Source organism: Amycolatopsis sp. SB7-3 (assembly GCF_041021335.1).
GTDB classification, from domain to species: Bacteria; Actinomycetota; Actinomycetes; order Mycobacteriales; family Pseudonocardiaceae; genus Amycolatopsis; species Amycolatopsis japonica.
The window spans coordinates 313727-330034 of sequence record NZ_JBFPJQ010000001.1; the positions used below are offsets into that span (position 1 = coordinate 313727).

At 68.1% G+C, this 16308-nt stretch carries 19 protein-coding genes and 1 riboswitch; of the genes, 5 read left to right on the top strand and 14 right to left on the bottom strand.

Annotated elements, in window-relative coordinates; genetic code table 11:
- Nucleotides 1-39: 39 nt before the first annotated feature.
- Nucleotides 40-141: riboswitch (glycine riboswitch) on the bottom strand.
- Nucleotides 142-571: 430 nt separating this feature from the next.
- The 4 genes from AB8M46_RS01445 to AB8M46_RS01460 are packed head-to-tail and all read right to left on the bottom strand — an operon-like array spanning nt 572 to nt 4801.
- The gene (locus AB8M46_RS01445; protein ID WP_037342142.1) at nt 572-1339 is read right to left on the bottom strand and encodes a 3-oxoacyl-ACP reductase; all 768 of its coding nucleotides are present in this window, start codon (nt 1337-1339) and stop codon (nt 572-574) included.
- Between the two features lie 45 nt (nt 1340-1384).
- Entirely contained in the window at nt 1385-2746 is a 1362-nt protein-coding gene (locus AB8M46_RS01450; RefSeq protein WP_394359329.1) for an aldehyde dehydrogenase family protein, read from the bottom strand.
- Complete coding sequence (locus AB8M46_RS01455) at nt 2743-3456, bottom strand: gamma-glutamyl-gamma-aminobutyrate hydrolase family protein (protein ID WP_125736762.1); 714 nt, start codon at nt 3454-3456, stop codon at nt 2743-2745. The genes AB8M46_RS01450 and AB8M46_RS01455 overlap by 4 nt, the downstream gene beginning before the upstream one ends.
- Nucleotides 3437-4801, bottom strand: coding sequence for a glutamine synthetase family protein (locus AB8M46_RS01460; RefSeq protein WP_394359330.1), 1365 nt, complete (start codon nt 4799-4801; stop codon nt 3437-3439). Before AB8M46_RS01460 ends, AB8M46_RS01455 begins: the two co-directional genes overlap by 20 nt.
- 228 nt (nt 4802-5029) lie before the next feature.
- Between AB8M46_RS01460 and AB8M46_RS01465 the strand changes: the two genes are divergently transcribed.
- Nucleotides 5030-5554, top strand: coding sequence for a general stress protein (locus AB8M46_RS01465; protein ID WP_016336377.1), 525 nt, complete (start codon nt 5030-5032; stop codon nt 5552-5554).
- 124 nt (nt 5555-5678) lie between these two features.
- On the opposite strand, the gene AB8M46_RS01470 is transcribed toward AB8M46_RS01465, so the two are convergent.
- Together AB8M46_RS01470 and AB8M46_RS01475 are read right to left on the bottom strand one after the other, a co-directional pair.
- The gene (locus tag AB8M46_RS01470) at nt 5679-6905 is read right to left on the bottom strand and encodes a DUF1700 domain-containing protein (protein WP_394359331.1); all 1227 of its coding nucleotides are present in this window, start codon (nt 6903-6905) and stop codon (nt 5679-5681) included.
- On the bottom strand, nt 6902-7225 hold the full coding sequence (locus AB8M46_RS01475) for a PadR family transcriptional regulator (protein WP_394359332.1): 324 nt from the start codon (nt 7223-7225) through the stop codon (nt 6902-6904). The genes AB8M46_RS01470 and AB8M46_RS01475 overlap by 4 nt, the downstream gene beginning before the upstream one ends.
- A gap of 164 nt (nt 7226-7389) precedes the next feature.
- On the opposite strand from AB8M46_RS01475, the gene AB8M46_RS01480 reads away from it, so the two are divergent.
- The 4 genes from AB8M46_RS01480 to AB8M46_RS01495 are packed head-to-tail and all read left to right on the top strand — an operon-like array spanning nt 7390 to nt 9713.
- On the top strand, nt 7390-7767 hold the full coding sequence (locus AB8M46_RS01480; RefSeq protein WP_016336380.1) for a GntR family transcriptional regulator: 378 nt from the start codon (nt 7390-7392) through the stop codon (nt 7765-7767).
- Nucleotides 7764-8651, top strand: a complete 888-nt coding sequence (locus AB8M46_RS01485) for an ABC transporter ATP-binding protein (RefSeq protein ID WP_037342136.1) — start codon at nt 7764-7766, stop codon at nt 8649-8651. The genes AB8M46_RS01480 and AB8M46_RS01485 overlap by 4 nt, the downstream gene beginning before the upstream one ends.
- Nucleotides 8648-9337 carry an ABC transporter permease gene (locus AB8M46_RS01490; RefSeq protein ID WP_394359333.1) on the top strand — a complete coding sequence of 230 codons (690 nt, stop codon included), beginning with the start codon at nt 8648-8650 and terminating at the stop codon, nt 9335-9337. Before AB8M46_RS01485 ends, AB8M46_RS01490 begins: the two co-directional genes overlap by 4 nt.
- A gap of 28 nt (nt 9338-9365) precedes the next feature.
- Nucleotides 9366-9713 carry a DoxX family protein gene (locus AB8M46_RS01495; protein ID WP_394359334.1) on the top strand — a complete coding sequence of 116 codons (348 nt, stop codon included), beginning with the start codon at nt 9366-9368 and terminating at the stop codon, nt 9711-9713.
- Nucleotides 9714-9802: 89 nt separating this feature from the next.
- Here AB8M46_RS01495 and AB8M46_RS01500 read toward each other — a convergent pair whose 3' ends face one another.
- The 8 genes from AB8M46_RS01500 to AB8M46_RS01535 all read right to left on the bottom strand — a co-directional run bounded on the left by AB8M46_RS01500 (nt 9803) and on the right by AB8M46_RS01535 (nt 16063).
- Nucleotides 9803-10987 carry an MAB_1171c family putative transporter gene (locus AB8M46_RS01500; RefSeq protein ID WP_394359335.1) on the bottom strand — a complete coding sequence of 395 codons (1185 nt, stop codon included), beginning with the start codon at nt 10985-10987 and terminating at the stop codon, nt 9803-9805.
- On the bottom strand, nt 10984-11547 hold the full coding sequence (locus AB8M46_RS01505; RefSeq protein ID WP_125736767.1) for a hypothetical protein: 564 nt from the start codon (nt 11545-11547) through the stop codon (nt 10984-10986). The genes AB8M46_RS01500 and AB8M46_RS01505 overlap by 4 nt, the downstream gene beginning before the upstream one ends.
- A complete protein-coding gene (locus AB8M46_RS01510; RefSeq protein WP_016336386.1) occupies nt 11548-11988 on the bottom strand; it encodes a helix-turn-helix domain-containing protein in 441 nt (146 codons plus the stop codon).
- A gap of 67 nt (nt 11989-12055) precedes the next feature.
- Complete coding sequence (gene mutM, locus AB8M46_RS01515; RefSeq protein WP_037342130.1) at nt 12056-12916, bottom strand: bifunctional DNA-formamidopyrimidine glycosylase/DNA-(apurinic or apyrimidinic site) lyase; 861 nt, start codon at nt 12914-12916, stop codon at nt 12056-12058.
- Nucleotides 12917-12958: 42 nt separating this feature from the next.
- Nucleotides 12959-14317: a polysaccharide lyase 6 family protein gene (locus AB8M46_RS01520; RefSeq protein WP_394359336.1), complete on the bottom strand. Its 1359-nt coding sequence runs from the start codon at nt 14315-14317 to the stop codon at nt 12959-12961.
- A gap of 111 nt (nt 14318-14428) precedes the next feature.
- Nucleotides 14429-15175 (bottom strand): ribonuclease III, encoded by a 747-nt coding sequence (rnc, locus tag AB8M46_RS01525; RefSeq protein ID WP_081975895.1) that lies wholly within the window; start codon nt 15173-15175, stop codon nt 14429-14431.
- Between the two features lie 15 nt (nt 15176-15190).
- Complete coding sequence (gene rpmF / locus AB8M46_RS01530) at nt 15191-15373, bottom strand: 50S ribosomal protein L32 (RefSeq protein ID WP_005160412.1); 183 nt, start codon at nt 15371-15373, stop codon at nt 15191-15193.
- A 72-nt stretch (nt 15374-15445) separates the two neighbouring features.
- Entirely contained in the window at nt 15446-16063 is a 618-nt protein-coding gene (locus AB8M46_RS01535) for a DUF177 domain-containing protein (protein WP_037342128.1), read from the bottom strand.
- Nucleotides 16064-16308: the final 245 nt, after the last annotated feature.

Here is a 16308-nt window from a genome sequence, read left to right on the forward strand (position 1 = left end):
GCTCCTTGGGTCAGGCGCCGGATAGACCGGTGCGCTGGGAACTCCCCCTCTGTCATGGCACCTGAGAGTTTCACCACCGATGAGGGTGGCTTTCACCTTGGGTGAGGCGCACTTGCGCGCCTGCTTTCCAGAGTGGCCTCGCGTGAAGCGGTAGTGGGTACCTGAGAGATTCCGGGGAGTTTGCTCCTTCGGTGCCCCACCACGTTCGTGGGGGCTCTCCCGCTCCAGCTCGACGGCCCGATCTGCAGTTGTGCGCACACCGTACCTGGCCTGTTCAGCGCGCGTCTACTTCCCACCGACGACGTCACTTGCGTGTTCCGGCTCTGATCACGCGAGTTCCGGCCCACATTCAGAGGACTAAATGCGGGCCGGGCACAGCTGGGCCCGGGGTGAAGGACCCCTTCACCGCATGAGACGAGGGGAAAGCGTCCTTCGGCCCCCAGGACCGAGCGCGACGGCCGGCCCCGAGTCCGCGAAGGCCTCCTTCCCTACCTTGAGAGTAGGGAAGGAGGCCTTCACGGACAGAGGAGCCGAGGAGCACCGCATTTAGAGGACTAAATGCGGGCGGGGTTCAGAGCGGGGTGACGTAGGCGCCCGAGATGCCCCCGTCCACCAGGAACTGCGAAGCGGTGATGAACGAGGCGTCGTCGCTCGCCAGGAACGCGACCGCGCCCGCGATCTCCTCCGGCTCCGCGAACCGCCCGACCGGCACGTGCACCAGCCGCCGCGCGGCCCGCTCGGGGTCCTTCGCGAACAGTTCCTTGAGCAGCGGCGTGTTCACCGGACCCGGGCACAGCGCGTTCACCCGGATGTTCTCCCGCGCGAACTGCACACCCAGTTCCCGGCTCATCGCCAGCACCCCGCCCTTGGACGCGGTGTACGAGATCTGCGACGTCGCCGCGCCCATCACCGCGACGAACGACGCCGTGTTGATGATCGAGCCCTTCCCCTGCCGCTGCATATGCGGCAGGACCGCCTTGCAGCACAGGTACACCGACGTCAGGTTGACCTTCTGCACCTTCTCCCACGCGTCGATACCCGTGGTGAGGATCGAGTCGTCCTCGGGCGGGGAGATACCGGCGTTGTTGAACGCGACGTCGACCGAGCCGAAGGTGTCCACAGTGGTCTGGAACAGGGCCTCGACCTGCTCGGCGTCGGTGACGTCGGCCTGCACGAACAGGCCACCGACCTCGTCGGCCGCGGCCTTGCCCGCCTCGGCGGAGATGTCGCCGATGACGACCTTCGCGCCTTCGCTCGCCAGCCGCCGCGCGGTGGCGAGGCCGATCCCGCTGCTGCCGCCGGTGATGACGGCGACGCGGCCTTCGAAACGCTGAACCATTCCTATTCCTCCGTGCTGATGGTCTTGATACGAAAAGAGACCAGCTCACTCTGTGCTGATAAAAAGGTTCTTGGTCTCGGTGAAGGCGTCGACGGCGTCCGGCCCCAGCTCACGGCCCAGCCCGGACTGCTTGAACCCGCCGAACGGCGTCCAGTACCGGACGGACGAATGCGAGTTGACCGACAGGTTCCCGGCCTCGACACCGCGCGCGACGCGGAAGGCGCGGCCGACGTCGCGCGTCCAGATCGAGCCGGACAGCCCGTACTCGGTCCGGTTGGCCATGGTCACCGCGTCCGCCTCGCCGTCGAACGGGACCACGGCGACGACCGGGCCGAAGATCTCCTCGGACGCCAGCGGATGCCGCAGGTCCGGCGGGGTGACGACGGTCGGCGCGAACCAGTACCCGGGACCGACGGGCGCGTTGCCCCGGAAGGCGACCGGCGCGGAATCGTCCACATAGGACGACACCTTCGCGTGATGCCCCGCCGAGATCAGCGGGCCCATCTCGGTGACCTCCAGCCGCGGATCCCCGACGACGACGCCGTTCACCGCGGGTTCCAGCAGCTCCATGAACTTCTCGTACACGCTCGACTGCACCAGGATCAGCGACCGCGCGCAGCAGTCCTGCCCGGCGTTGTCGAAGACGCCGTACGGCGCGGTGGCGGCGGCCTTCTCCAGGTCGGCGTCGGCGAACACGATGTTCGCGTTCTTGCCGCCGAGCTCCAGCGTCACCCGCTTCACCTGCGCGGCACAGCCCGCCATGATCTGCTTGCCGACCTCGGTGGAGCCGGTGAACACCACCTTCCGCACCGCCGGATGGTCCACGAAGCGCTGCCCCACCACGGATCCCTTGCCGGGGAGCACCTGGAAGACGTCTTCGGGGATCCCCGCCTCGCGGGCGAGTTCGCCGAGGCGGATCGCGGTGAGCGGGGTGAGCTCGGCGGGTTTCAGCACGACGGTGTTCCCGGCGGCGAGCGCCGGTGCGAATCCCCAGCCCGCGATGGGCATCGGGAAGTTCCACGGCACGATCACCCCGACCACGCCCAGTGGCTCGTGGAACGTCATGTTCACACCGCCGGGCACCGGGATCTGCTTGCCGCTCAGCCGTTCGGGCGATGCCGAGTAGTACGTCAGCACGTCGCGGACGTTGCCCGCCTCCCAGCGCGCGTTGCCGATCGTGTGGCCGGCGTTGGCGACCTCCAGCGCGGCGAGGTTCTCGATGTCGGCGTCGACGGCGTCGGCGAACCGGCGCAGCAGCCGCGCCCGGTCGGCGGGGGCCACCGCGCGCCAGGCGGGGAACGCCGCGTGCGCGCGGGCGATCGCCGCGTCGGTCTCCTCGGCCGAGGTCAGCTCGACCGACCTCACCACCTCTTCGGTGGCGGGGTTGATCACCTCGAACGTGGTCATTCGCGCTCCTTCGCAGCTTTCACCAGCGCTTCGAAAAGCCTGATGTCGTCGGGGTTCTGTTCGGGATGCCATTGGACGCCGAGGACGAACCCGTCGCCGGGCAGTTCGGCCGCCTCGATGGTCCCGTCGGCGGCCCAGCCGGCCGGGACCAGCCCGTCACCGAGCTTGTCGATCGCCTGATGGTGGTAACACGGCACCTTGGTCTCGGTGCCGAGGATCGACGCGACGCGACTGCCCTCGGCAAGCGTCACCGTAGTGGTGCCGAAGGTCGCGGGCGCGGGCTGGTGATCCTTGCTGTCCACCGTCTCGGGCAGGTGCTGGACGAGCGTGCCGCCCAGCGCGACGCTGAGCACCTGCAGCCCGCGGCACACGCCGAGCACCGGTTTCCCACTGTCCAAAGCGGACCGCAGCAGCCCGAACTCGAACGCGTCCCGGTTCGGCCTGGTGTACGTCGTCGCGTGCTGCTCCTGGCCGTAACGTGCCGGGTCGACGTCCGCGCCGCCGACGAGCACGAGACCGTCCACGGCGGAGATCAGCCGATCGTGTGCCTCGCTCACCGGTGGCAGCAGGACCGGGATCCCACCCGCCGCGACGATCCCGTCGACGTAGACGCGGTGGAGCAGCGCCGCTTCGGTCTCCCACACCAGGAACTTCGCGGGTTCCAAATAGGACGTGAGCCCGATCAGGGGTTCAGAGCCGTTCGAAGCCACGGATCCTCTCCCAGTCGGTGACGGCGGCGTCGTACGCGGTGAGCTCGACCTTCGCCGCGTTCAGGTAGTGGTCGACGACCTCGTCCCCGAACGCGGACCTCGCGAGTTCGCTCCCGTCCAGCAGCGCCGCGGCCTCCCGCAGGGTTGTCGGCACGGTCGGCTTGGCGGAACCGTAGGCGTTCCCGTGGAACTCCGGCTCCAGCTCCAGTTCGTTCTCGATACCGTGCAGCCCGGCCGCGATCAGCGCGGCCACCGCGAGGTACGGGTTCACGTCGCCGCCGGGGACGCGGTTCTCCGTGCGCAGCGAGTCCCCGTGCCCGACGACGCGGAGCGCGCAGGTGCGGTTGTCCGTGCCCCACGCGACGGCCGTCGGCGCGAAGCTCCCGGGCACGAACCGCTTGTAGGAGTTGATGTTCGGCGCGAAGAAGTAGGTCAGCTCACGCAGTCCGGCCAGCTGACCGGCGAGGAAGTGCTCCATCAACGGCGAGAATCCACCGGGTCCGTCTCCGGCCAGAACAGGGTCGCCCGCGGCCGAGCGCAGGCTGATGTGGATGTGGCAGGAGTTGCCCTCGCGTTCGTTGTACTTCGCCATGAACGTGAGGCTCTTGCCCTCCTGCGCGGCGATCTCCTTCGACCCGGTCTTGTAGACGCTGTGGTTGTCGCAGGTGGTCAGCGCGTCGGCGTAGCGGAACGCGATCTCGTGCTGGCCGGGATTGCATTCGCCCTTGGCCGACTCGACGTACAGCCCGGCGCCGCCCATGTCGTTGCGGATGCGGCGCAGCAGCGGTTCGATCCGGGCGGTGCCGAGCATCGAGTAGTCGACGTTGTACTGGTTGGCCGGGCGAAGGTCCTGATAGCGCTTGTCCCAGGCCGATTCGAAGGTGTCGTCGAAGACGATGAACTCCAGTTCGGTGCCGACGTAGGCGGCGAGACCGCGCTCGGCGAGCCTGTCGAGCTGGCCGCGGAGGATCTGGCGGGGCGAGGGGGCCACCGCGCCGCCCTGCACCCGTTCGAGGTCGGCGAGGACCAGCGCGGTGCCCTCCTGCCACGGGAGCAAGCGCAGCGTGTCGAAGTCCGGGCGCATGACGAAGTCGCCGTAGCCGGTCTCCCAGGACGACATCGCGTAGCCGTCGACGGTGTTCATGTCCACGTCGACGGCGAGGAGGTAGTTGCACGCTTCGGTGGCGTGCTCGACGACCTCGTTGAGGAAGTACTCGGCGGCGCAGCGTTTGCCCTGCAGCCTGCCCTGCATGTCGGTGATCGCCACCAGCACCGTGTCGACGGTGCCGTCCTCGACCAGTTCCCGGAGCCGATCCAGCGTGAGCATGCCGCGCCTGTTCGCCATCAGCCTCACCTAAAGGTTCGAAGCGGTACCTTTGCGGGTTCTTCCTACCGGGTCGGCCGAACCCGGTCAACTCCGTCAATGGTCTGGTTCGTTACCCATTGCTCACCGTAGTTGATCCCTGGGCGGATTGTCTGTGATGCCCGGCTGAGAAGATGCTGTGAATCCCGCCGCACCGGGAGGAGATCCGCGCATCCGGGACGTTGTACGGATCAAGAGAGGTGAGAAGGAATGACACAGGCATTCACGCAGCAGACCACGTTCACCGAGCCCCAGGGGCGGGCTCAGCTCCCGACGATGCCCAGTGGGTGGCCGATCGGCTCGTACGAGTCGTACTCCGAAGCGCAGCGTGCCGTCGACCACCTCGCGGGAACGGACTTCCCGATCACGGACGTCACGATCGTCGGTGTCGAGCCGATCCTGGTGGAGCGCATCGCCGGACGCATGGGCTGGAGCAAGGTGCTGACCAGCTCGGCGCTGTCCGGCGCGATGTTCGGTGTGTTCCTCGGGCTCGTGCTGAGCCTGCTGAACCCCGGCGCCGGGCTGGTGCCGATCATCGTCGGCCTCGTCGGCGGTATCGGGTTCAACCTGCTGTTCGGCGCGCTGGGGTACGCGTCGTCGAAGAACAAGCGAGGGTTCATCTCGCAGAGCCAGCTGGTCGCCCGGCGTTACGACGTCCTGGCCCAGCCGCGCAACGCCGAGAAGGGCCGCGCCCTGCTGGCCGACCTGGCCGCCAGGAGCGCGTTCAACCACTGAGCCTCACCCCACGAGGTGCCGCATTTCGTCCTCTGAATGCGGTCGTTGGCATCGCGAACCACCGCATTCAGAGGACGAAACGCGGGTGGAGGCGGCCCCCGGCGTCCGCCTCCACCCGGGCCACCTAGCGTGTCGGCTGGGTGGAGTTCGACGGCGGCGCCTGGGCGGTCGTGGAAGGCGGCGCCGGGGTGATCTTCGGGATCGCCGCGCTGAACGGCACGTCCGTCCTTTCCAGACAGTAGCTGCGGTAACCGTTGTAGCCGTTGAGGTTTCCGTCGTTGTCCCGGACTCCCCGATCGAGCCGCGGCCGCGGATAGCGGTTGTCGTCGCCGATCTTCCGCTTCTCGCCCGTGCTCTGCTCGCAGGCGTACCGGGTCGTGCTGAGCGGGCGGCCGTTCTCGTCGTAGAGGTAGATCTCGGTCAGCGGTTTGCCTTCGGCGTCGAACGCGTAGATGTTCTCCACGTCCTGGCTGCCGTACGTCAGCTGCGGGTTCCCGTAGCTGTCGTTGTAACTCGGCCCATAGGAGCTGTTGTAGGAACCGCCGCCATAGGACCGCTTCGCGATCAGGTCGACCGCCGCTCCCGCCCCGCCGAGCATGCTGCCGATGACGAACGCCGAGATCGGCACGGCCAGCCACAGCAGCCGCCGGTCGGTCTTCAGCTTCGGGCCCGCCCAGACCACCGCGACGGCGGCCAGCAGCATCAGCGGCAGCAACAGCACCGCCTCGGTGTCGCGCAGCACGAGCAGCAGGCCGAAGATGACCAGCACCGCCGCGCACAGCACCCACCACGCCGGCTTGAGCGTGCGGAAGTAGTTGATTCCCTTGCTGTTCCGGTTGTTCTGGAACGACGTCGCGAGCTCGCGGAGCTTGACCACCTCGGGCAGCTCGACGATCGGGGCGACTCCCTTCCGCACCACGTAGGCGACGCTGATCGCGAGTACGGGTGCGACGAAAAGCAGGCCCAGCAACGGTTCCACCCGCACCCACACCGCGGCCGCGAAGCCGAACAACGCGAAGCCGCCGACCGAGAACACCAAGCCCCAGAACGCGAACCGCGCTCCACCGATCCCGGTCTTCACCTTCAGCGCGGTGGTCTTGTCGCCCGAGTCGGGCGGACGCGGCGGATAGCCGCCGGACGCCCGCAATTCGGCGGCATAGCCTTCCGGGCTCCCCAGACGCTCGATCAAGGCGTCGACCTTGGGGTTCTCCCCCAGTTCCGCCTCCATCTCGGCGAGATGCGGCCGGACGTCTTCGAGGATCTCTTCGACTTCGCTCTCGGGCAGGTCGGCGAGCGCGCTCCTGACCCTCGCCAGATACACCCGCACGGCGGTCGGATTCTGCGTGCTCATGCTGCCTCTCCCAACAGGCTGTTCATTGTCGTGGCGAAAGTCCGCCAGGTCTGCCCCGACTCTTCGAGGCGCCGACGACCCGGCTCATTGAGGCTGTAGTACTTGCGGTGCGGGCCTTCCTCGCTCGGCACCACATAGGACGTCAGCAGGCCTGCCTTGTACAGCCGCCGAAGCGTCCCGTACACCGAAGCGTCGCCCACTTCCTGCAACCCCGCGATACGGAGTCTTCGGAGCACGTCGTAGCCATAGCCGTCCTCTCCGCGAAGCACCGCGAGAACGGCGAGGTCCAGCACGCCTTTAAGTAGCTGACTGATCTCCACAGTCGCGTCCCTCCCAGTCTTACGCAACAGAAGGTACCACGCATTGCACAGTAGTGCGCACGGCGGAAGCCACTTGCGCCGACGGGGTGGTTCATGGGTTACTTAGTCCAGTAATGAACCACCGCACCCCGAGAGGGTGCTCGAAGACTGGGGACGGAGGTGTCGTGCTCGACGAAGGAACACCCCTGTTCGTGCAGATCGCCGAACAGATCGCCGACGACATCGCCGAGGGAAGCCTGGCCGAGGGGGAACGCGTGCCGTCAACCAACGAACTCGCCGCCTTCTACCGGATCAATCCGGCGACGGCGGCCAAGGGGATCAACGTGCTGGCCGACGACGGCCTGCTCGAAAAGCGCCGGGGTATCGGCATGTTCGTCGCCGCCGGCGCGCGGCAGAAGCTGCTCACCGACCGGCGGCAGCGGTTCGCCGAGCAGTACCTCGACCCGATGCTCATCGAAGCGAAGCGCCTCGGCATCGACGACGAAACCTTGATCTCGCTCATCCGCGGGAACGGACACCGGAACGGAGGACCCGCCGCATGACGCCGACCATTTCGACCACCGGCCTGACCCGGCGCTACGGCGACCACACCGCGCTCGGCGATGTCTCGGTCGACATCGAAGAAGGAAAGATCACCGGCCTGCTGGGCCGCAACGGCGCGGGCAAGAGCACCTTCCTGCGCATCGTCACCGCGCAGGAGTTCGCCAGCGCGGGCTCGGTCCGCGTGTTCGGCGAGACCCCGGTCGAGAACGAGCGGGTGCTGCGGCGCCTGGTGCTCGTCCGCGAAGACCAGCAGTTCCCGGACTTCAAGGTCCGGCACGCCCTTTCGGCGGCGTCGTGGTTCTACCCGAACTGGGACGCGGAACTGGCCGAAGACCTGCTCCGCGACTTCGATCTGCCGACGAAACGCCCGATCAAGAAGCTCTCGCGAGGGATGCGTTCGGCGCTGTCGATCACGATCGGGCTCGCGGCCCGGGCTGAGCTCACGCTGCTCGACGAGCCGTACGCGGGACTCGACGCCGTCGCACGCCAACTGTTCTACGACCGGTTGCTCGACGACTATTCGGCCCATCCGCGCACGATCCTGCTTTCCACGCACCTGATCGACGAGGTCGCCGATCTGCTGGAGCACGTGGTGATGATCGACAAGGGCCGCGTCGTCCTCGACGCGCCCGCCGACGAACTGCGCGGCACGGCCGTGACGGTTTCCGGCCCCGCCCTCGCGGTGGACGACTTCGTCGCCGGCCGCCGGGTGCTGCACCGCCGCAAGATCGGGTCGCGTGCTTCGATCACCGTCGCCGACGCGCTCGGTCCCGCCGACAAGGCGAAGGCGAAGGCCCTGCATCTGAAGCTGGAGCCGCTTTCCTTGCAGCAGTTGATGGTGCACACCTCCAACGGACAGACCGCAGAGGAGGCGTCCGCATGAACACCCTGGTCAACGTCGCGCGCTACCACCTGGTGGACCGGCTCCAGTACGTCGTCCTCCCGGTCGGCGTCACGTTCTTCGCCTTCGGAGTGAATCTCGCGATCTTCTCGCTGATCCCCGAAACGCCGGAGGAGAACTACTCCGGCGGCCTGTTCACGTTGTTCGTGTTCATGCTCGTCTGCGGGGCGCTGAGCATGACGAAATCGCTCCCGTTCGGGCTCGCGCTCGGCGTGTCGAGGCGGTCTTACTACCTCGGCACGATCCTGCTGGTCGCCGGGCTCTCCGCGGTGTACGCGGTGGGGGTCACCGTGTTCCAGGTGATCGAGGACGCGACCGGGGGCTGGGGGCTCGGTCTCAACTACTTCCGCGTTCCCTGGCTGCTCGACGGTCCCTGGTACCTGACGCTGCTCACCTCGTTCGTGTTCCTGTTGCTGATGTTCGTCTACGGCATGTGGTACGGCCTGATCTACCGGCGCGCCGCGGTGGTGGGTGTCGTCCTGTTCGGCGCGGCGCAGGTCCTGGTGCTGCTGGGCGGGGTGCTGCTGCTCAGCTGGACCGATTCGTGGCCGAAGCTCGGGGAGTTCTTCAGCACGCTGACCGTCGGCGGGATGACCGGGGTGCTCGCCCTGCTGGTCTGCCTCGCCGGGGCGGGCGGGTTCACCACGATGCGCCGCGTCACCGTCTGAGATTCCTTACACACCAAGGAGTTCCGCTATGGCCGTGGCTCATGTGGTGTTGTCGGTGATGCTGATCGCGATCTTCGCCGTACTGGGGGTGGCGAAGGTCCTGCGTCAGCCGGCGTTGGTCTCCCGGACCGGGAGGCTCGGCTTCTCGGTCCGGGGGATCCAGGGGATCGGGGCGCTGGAGATCGCCGGGGCGGCGGGCCTGGCGGCCGGATTCTTCTGGCCGCCACTCGGGATCGCCGCGGCGATCGGACTGGTGGCGTTGCTGATCGGGGCGGCCATCTCCCACGCGCGGGCGGGCGACGGGGTCAAGGACATCGCCCCGCCGGTCTGGCTGGCACTGGTCGCGGCCGCGGCCGCCGTCACCGCGATCGTCTAGTCGCAACTCGCGTGATCGGGCACGGAACTCGCGTGATTGGAGGCGGAACTCGTGAATGACGCCTTCGATCACGCGAGTTCCGGCTTGAATCACGCGAGTTCGGATTCGCGGACCCGGTCCCGAATGCGCCCGACCACGGCGGACCGTCGCCAGGCGCGGGTGACCTCCACCAGCCACGCCGCTTCGGTGGCGATGTCCGGCTCGTCGAGGTAGGTCGCCGGTACGTCGTCGGGGGCGTACCGGCGGCCTGCCTCGGAGGCGACGAGCGCGGCGGCCAAGGTCGCGGCCTCGACCGTCGCGGCCACGCGGGCCTCGGGGATCTTCGCCTTGCGTGCTTCGGCTTCGGCGACCGGCGGGAGGTCCGGGTCGAAGTAGGGCCGCAGCGCGAGATGGCCGTCCCGGATCTCGATGACCCTGCGGTACAAGGCGAATTCGACGCCGCCCGGCATACCGGGGCCCGGGTCCAGCGCGATTCCCGGGACGGCTTCGCGCAAGGCGGCCCACAACGGTTCGATCCGCCGGTACGTCCGGTACGTGCCGAGCAGCCGGAACGGGGTGGCCAGCGCGGGCCCCCACACGCTGAGCGTCGCGCCCGCCCCGGCGAGCCCGACGCTCAGCGCCGCCAGGATCGCCGAGAGCGTGTCCTCACCGGCGTCGACCGCGCCGGTGGTGGCGAGGACGTAGATGTCGTCGACGTCCCAGAAAGTCCAGCCCAGCGCGGAAACCCCGCCGCCGACGAGCAGCCACAGCCCCGTGCGAAGCGGGCCGGGATCGGCATGCCGCGCGAAACGGGCGAAGACGATCGAGAACGTCAGCAGGCTGATCAGGCCGTAGACGAGGAAAAGAACGTTGTACGCGACGAACCAGCCGAGTCCGCCCGGTCCGGCGGCGGTGTGCTCGCCGACGCGATAGCTGCCGGAGAGGAAGAAAAGCGCGATCTCGGCGGCCACGACGGACCAGGACAGCAGCGCGTGCCAGCCGATTCGCTTGCCCTCCCCCAGTTTCAGCGAATGCGCGAACGCGACCGCGAAGGCCATCGCGCCGATCTTGAGCAGGTCGGCCGCGAGGTTCAGGAGACTGCCGATGGGTTCTTCGACGCCGACGGCGTTCTCCATGGCCGGGGTGAGCAGCATGATGCCGCCCGCGATGCACATCCCGAAGCCGCTGAGGAACCACATCCGCCGTCGAGGCTGGGTGTGCCGGGCCTGGATCAGCTTGTAGCCGAAACCCGCGAAAGCCACCACGCAACAGAAGTACGCGATGGTCTCGGTCACGGCAGGCGCCGTTTCCGGCTGCCGAAGAGGTCGTCGACCCTCGCCAAGCCGCCGGCGAGATCACTTCCGCCCTCGTGGGGCCGGGCCGGGCCGCGCACCGACGTCCGCGCGACGCGTTGCGCGAGGAGGCTGGCGAGCAGTTCGGCCTCCTGCTCCTCGACCGCGCTGTAACTCGTGCGGCCGAGGACACGGCGGACGAGCTCGGGCGCCAGATTCGGCATGAGGGCCTTGCTGGCGGCGGCGTCGAGCGCGATCCCGTCGGCTCCCGCGTTCGCCCCGACGTGACCGCACAGCAGGTGGCCGACCTCGTGCAGCAGGATATGCCGCCGGTGCAGGGCGGTGGTGTTGGTCGGATAGAGGATGTAGTCCGCGCGCTCGGTGCTCATCAGCAGCCCGCACGGGCCGCTGGAGGGGACGCTGACCTGCATCAATTCGATCGGGCGGCCGCGTCCGGCGGCCAGTTCGGCGACGAAGGACTCCGCGTCGAAGGGTTCGGGAAGCGCCACGCCGTCGGCGAGACTCCGGCAGCGGCGCCACAACTCCTTACGGCGGCGATCCACTCACGACTCCTTCTTCTGGCCGCCCCGTCCGGATTCCCTGCGGGCGATCGCGTCGATCATGTCGCTGATGGTGTCGAGTCCGTCGGGGGAAAGCGTTACGGCACGGAGCGCGACGTCGCGGACGCCGGCGTCGCGGAGGGCACCGAGGAGCGCGAGTTCCTCGGCGATCTTGGCGCTCTGCTCGTCGTCGAAGAAGTACGCGGGCGAGACGCCGAAGAACTGGGCGAGCGCCTCGAGATGGCGTTTCGTCGGGTTGTCGCGACGACCGGTGCGCAGTTGCCACAGGTACGTCGTCGAAAAGCTCTCGCCGGTGGCCTCGCGGCAGGCCTTGGCGACCTCCTCGTGGCTGTACGGCTCGCGATCGGGTCTGAGCACGATCTGAAACAGCTTGTCGATCTTCTCGGCGAGCGTCGTCTTACCGGGCTCGGTCGCGGCCACCATCCCACTCCCTACATGTCGTGCCCGTTCATGCTAGTTGACGCGGGCCCCGCGCCGTACACGACAGTTTTCACCTCGTGCGCGGCTTCGGCTGGCAACGGGGGCAGGAGAACGACGAACGGTTCATGAAGGGATCGCGCCGGATGGGCGTCCCGCACCGTCCGCAGGGCAGTCCTTCCTGGCCGTACGCGTCGAGCGAGCGGTCGAAGTATCCGGACTCGCCGTTGATGTTGACGTAAAGCGCGTCGAACGACGTCCCGCCGACGACCAGCGCCTCGGCCATCACCTCGCTGGCGGCGGTGAGCACGGTGCGGCCGTGGGCCGCGGTGAGTCTGTCGGTCGGGCGGGCCCAATGGAGCTTGGACCGCCAGAGCGCCTCGTCAGCGTAGATGTTGCCGATCCCGGAGACGAGCGTCTGGTCGAGCAGGGCGCGTTTGAGCTCGGTCCGCCTCGACCGCAGCGCGCGGACCGCCTGGTCGAGGTCGAACCGCGGATCCATCGGGTCGCGGGCGATATGCGCGATGGTGCCCGGCAGCGCCGTCCCATCGACCTCGGTGAGTTCCGCGAGCGCGAGCCCGCCGAAGGTCCGCTGGTCGACGAAGCGCAGCTCCGGCCCTTTGTCGGCGAAGCGGAATCGCACGCGAAGGTGCTTCTCGTCCGGCGCGTCCCCAGGCTGGACGAGCATCTGGCCGCTCATGCCGAGATGCGCGAGCATGGCCTGACCGTCGGAAAGCTCCAGCCACAGGTACTTGCCGCGGCGCCGGGCGGCGGCGATCTTCACGCCGGAAAGCCGTCCGCTGAAGTCCTCGGCGCCGAGTTCGTGGCGGCGGATCGCGCGGGCGTGGAGGACTTCGACCTCGGTGATCGTCCGGCCGGAGACATGCGCCTCGAGCCCGGCACGGACGACCTCGACCTCGGGGAGTTCGGGCATACCGCCGATTCTCCCACCGGCCCCCGTGAGCGGTGAGGACGGTCAGGGAGCGAGCGGCCCGACATCCTCCCGCGTCAACGCTTTCCGCGTCCCTCCCGGCAGCAGTTCGTCGGCGCCGACGTCGTACTTCCCCGACCGCGTCTGCAGATCGAAGTCGGTCCCCGCGTACGGGTAGGAGCCGACACCGGCGTCGATCGCCGGGCTCCCGGCGGACAGCCGGTACAACCCGTCCTGCACCAGCTTGGGGTCGACGGCCTTGTAGCCGCCCGAAGGCATCCCGGCGGGCCCGCCCCAGGCGATGTTCCCCTCGTACTTCACGTCCGAACCGCCCGGCATGCTCACGAGCTTTCCGGTCCCCTGCAGGATGTTGTTCGCGAGCACGCAGTCCTTGGGCTTGAAGTCGCCGCCGTCGCCGTGGATGCCGTCGGTGGTCCCGACGACGGTGTTGTACGCGACCACGACCCGGTCGGGCCGGTCGTGGAGTTTGCTGTCCGGCCCGCTGTCCGCCTCGTTGCCCGAGCCGAACACGATCCCGCGGTCCGCCGTGGTGTGCACGTAGTTGTTGACGATCTTGTGGTCGTTGCCGTGGAAGCGGATCCCGGACCGGCCCAGCAGGATGTTGCCCTCCACCACACTGCGATCCCCGTGGCGCAGCACGATGAAGCCGCGGCTGTCGCGGATCGTGTTGTACCGGACGACGTTGTCCGAGGACTTCACGGAGATCGCCTCGGAATCACCGTCGGCCTTCTCGAACAGGTTGTACTCGACGACCCCGCCCGCCGAGTACTTCTGGTGATGGCTGAGCCCGAACCGAATCGACTCGCCACCGTTCGAACCGGTGAACTTGTGGTTGGCGAAGTAGTTGTGGTGGACCTTGACCCGCTTCGCCATGTCCTTCTCCGGGCCGAGCACCTGCAGGAAGACACCTTGGGTGGTGCGGTTCTGCAGGACGTTGTGGTCGAACTCGGTGTCGTCACCGTTGAGGGTGACCCAGTTGCCGCCGCCGGAGAGCTGGACATCGAGCCGGGTCAGCCGGTTGTGCGTGCTGCCCATCGGCACGCTCATCGAGCCGCCGTGCCGGAGCTTGAACCCGCGCAACACGACATGCGAAGCGCCCGAAGAGAACGAGAACCCCGCGGATCCCTTGATCTCGGCCTTGCCGACGTGTTCCGCGGTGATGGTGATCGGCGCGTTCGCCGTTCCCGACCGCTTGATCGCGATCGCCGAGCCCGCCGAGTAGCTCCCGTCGGCCAGCCGGATCTCGTCGCCGGGACCGGCCTTGTCGATCGCGGACTGCAACGCGCTCAACGACGTCACCCGGACGACCTGGGCGGCCGAAGCCGTGGCAGGACCTGTCACCAGCGTCAAAAGCGCAGCTGTGACCAGGCAGAAATGACGCATCCGCCGACCTCTCGACAGGCGACCTGAATGGTCGCGTCAGTGGCGGCGGACTGCGATGAGGTTACTGATTCACCGACTCGTGCGTCAACGAACCGTCCCGGTGAAGGGGACTCAGGTCGTCTTCGGCGGCTGCTCGATGTCGAGCTCGGACGAAAGCTGGCGCCAGGCCGTCTCGGCGGCCTTCTGCTCGGCTTCCTTCTTGGTCGTTCCCGAGCCGTAGCCGAGTTCGCGCCCGCCGACGAGGACGGTGGCGCTGAACTCCTTGCGGTGATCGGGCCCGGTGTCCTCGACCTTGTACTCGGGCACGCCGAGCCCGGCCGACGCCGTCAGCTCCTGGAGGCTGGTCTTCCAGTCCAGGCCGGCGCCACGCAGCGGCGCCTCGGCGAGCAGGTCGTCGAACAGGTGGTGCACGAGCTTGCGCGCGACGTCGATGCCGTGCTGCTGGTACGCGGCGCCGATGACGGCTTCGAGCCCGTCGGCGAGGATGCTCGCCTTGTCCCGGCCGCCGGTGAGCTCTTCGCCCTTGCCCAGCAACAGGTGCCTGCCCAGCCCGCCTTCGCCGAGGCCGCGCGCGACCCTGGCCAGCGCGTGCATGTTGACCACGCTGGCACGGAGCTTCGCGAGCTGACCTTCGGCCAGTTCGGGATGGGTGTTGTAGAGGTGGTCGGTGACGACCAGGCCCAGCACCGCGTCCCCGAGGAACTCCAGACGCTCGTTCGGCGGCAACCCACCGTTCTCATAGGCATAAGAACGGTGGGTCAACGACAACGTCAGCAGCTCGGGCTCGATCGTGATCCCGAGTGCTTCGAGCAGTGGTGCGGGGTCCGCGGGTGGTCCACCGGCCGACTTGCCCCCCATGTCGTCAGCTGCCGATCAGGCGGGCTCGACGACCTGGCGACCGTTGTGCTGGCCGCAGGCCGGGCACGCGATGTGCTGGAGCTTCGGCTGCTTGCAGGCGCGGTTGGAGCAGGGCACCAGCTGAACCGGAGCCGCCTTCCACTGGCTGCGGCGCGCGCGGGTGTTGGATCGCGACATCTTCCGCTTCGGGACGGCCACGAGTAGATCTCCTTCAGACGGTCTGCCCGCGGTCGCGAGCGAACTTGCTTCTCCGGAACGAGCTGGTGCTCGTCAGGCTTGCTTTCCGGGGCCATCGGCCTGGTCATCGCCCGTTTCGTCCTCGAAACGATCGACCAGCGCGGCCCACCGAGGGTCTATCTTCTCATGCCCGTGCCCGGGCTCGAGATCGGCCCACTTGACACCGCATTCGGTGCACAGTCCCCGGCAGTCCTCGGTGCACAGCGGGGCCAGCGGCAGCGCCAGCACCACCGCGTCGCGGACGGTCGGCTCGAGATCGATCCGGTCGTCCACCAGGCGGGGGATCTCGTCCTCGTCGGTGGTCTCCTCGGTCGCGGAGCCGGGGTAGGCGAAGAGCTCGGTCAGGTCGACCTCGACGTCCTCGGTGATCGGGTCGAGGCACCGCGAACAGTGCCCCGTCGCGACGGCGGACGCCGTACCGCTGACGAGCACACCCTCGACGACGGATTCGAGCATCAGGTCGAGCTCCAGGCTGGAGCCGGCGTCGATGGTGATGACGTCGGGCACACCGAGCGCGGACTCGACGGGGATCGAGCGTTGGACGGCCTTGCTCAGGCCGGCGTGACGGCCGAGCTCGCGGGTGTCGAGCACCCACGGGTTCCGGTCGTCCAGCTGCGCAGGCCTGGCCTGCGGCGACTTGTTCTCAGACATCGGTCACCAGGGTACGCAGGTACCGCCACTCACTTTCGGGCGGCCGGAGGCCGGGAGGTCCGTGAAGGCCTCCTTGAGGGACCCAGGGTCCCTCGAAGTTCCCCTCACTCATCGCGGAGCACCCAAGCCGGCAGCCAGCGGGCAGATGCCGCGAGAGGCCGTCCGTGAAGGCCTCCTTACCTACGCTGAAGGTAGTGAAGGAGGCCTTCACTACCTTCAGGAGCGCCACCTGTGCCCCATAAGCA

Excerpts from the sequence above, each read along its gene's own strand:
- AB8M46_RS01445 (WP_037342142.1), bottom strand. The coding sequence starts at position 1,339 with ATGGTTCAGCGTTTCGAAGGCCGCGTCGCCGTCATCACCGGCGGCAGC.
- AB8M46_RS01450 (WP_394359329.1), bottom strand. The coding sequence starts at position 2,746 with ATGACCACGTTCGAGGTGATCAACCCCGCCACCGAAGAGGTGGTGAGG.
- AB8M46_RS01460 (WP_394359330.1), bottom strand. The coding sequence starts at position 4,801 with ATGGCGAACAGGCGCGGCATGCTCACGCTGGATCGGCTCCGGGAACTG.
- AB8M46_RS01465 (WP_016336377.1), top strand. The coding sequence starts at position 5,030 with ATGACACAGGCATTCACGCAGCAGACCACGTTCACCGAGCCCCAGGGG.
- AB8M46_RS01470 (WP_394359331.1), bottom strand. The coding sequence starts at position 6,905 with ATGAGCACGCAGAATCCGACCGCCGTGCGGGTGTATCTGGCGAGGGTC.
- AB8M46_RS01485 (WP_037342136.1), top strand. The coding sequence starts at position 7,764 with ATGACGCCGACCATTTCGACCACCGGCCTGACCCGGCGCTACGGCGAC.
- AB8M46_RS01490 (WP_394359333.1), top strand. The coding sequence starts at position 8,648 with ATGAACACCCTGGTCAACGTCGCGCGCTACCACCTGGTGGACCGGCTC.
- AB8M46_RS01495 (WP_394359334.1), top strand. The coding sequence starts at position 9,366 with ATGGCCGTGGCTCATGTGGTGTTGTCGGTGATGCTGATCGCGATCTTC.
- AB8M46_RS01510 (WP_016336386.1), bottom strand. The coding sequence starts at position 11,988 with ATGGTGGCCGCGACCGAGCCCGGTAAGACGACGCTCGCCGAGAAGATC.
- mutM (WP_037342130.1), bottom strand. The coding sequence starts at position 12,916 with ATGCCCGAACTCCCCGAGGTCGAGGTCGTCCGTGCCGGGCTCGAGGCG.
- AB8M46_RS01520 (WP_394359336.1), bottom strand. The coding sequence starts at position 14,317 with ATGCGTCATTTCTGCCTGGTCACAGCTGCGCTTTTGACGCTGGTGACA.
- rnc (WP_081975895.1), bottom strand. The coding sequence starts at position 15,175 with ATGGGGGGCAAGTCGGCCGGTGGACCACCCGCGGACCCCGCACCACTG.
- AB8M46_RS01535 (WP_037342128.1), bottom strand. The coding sequence starts at position 16,063 with ATGTCTGAGAACAAGTCGCCGCAGGCCAGGCCTGCGCAGCTGGACGAC.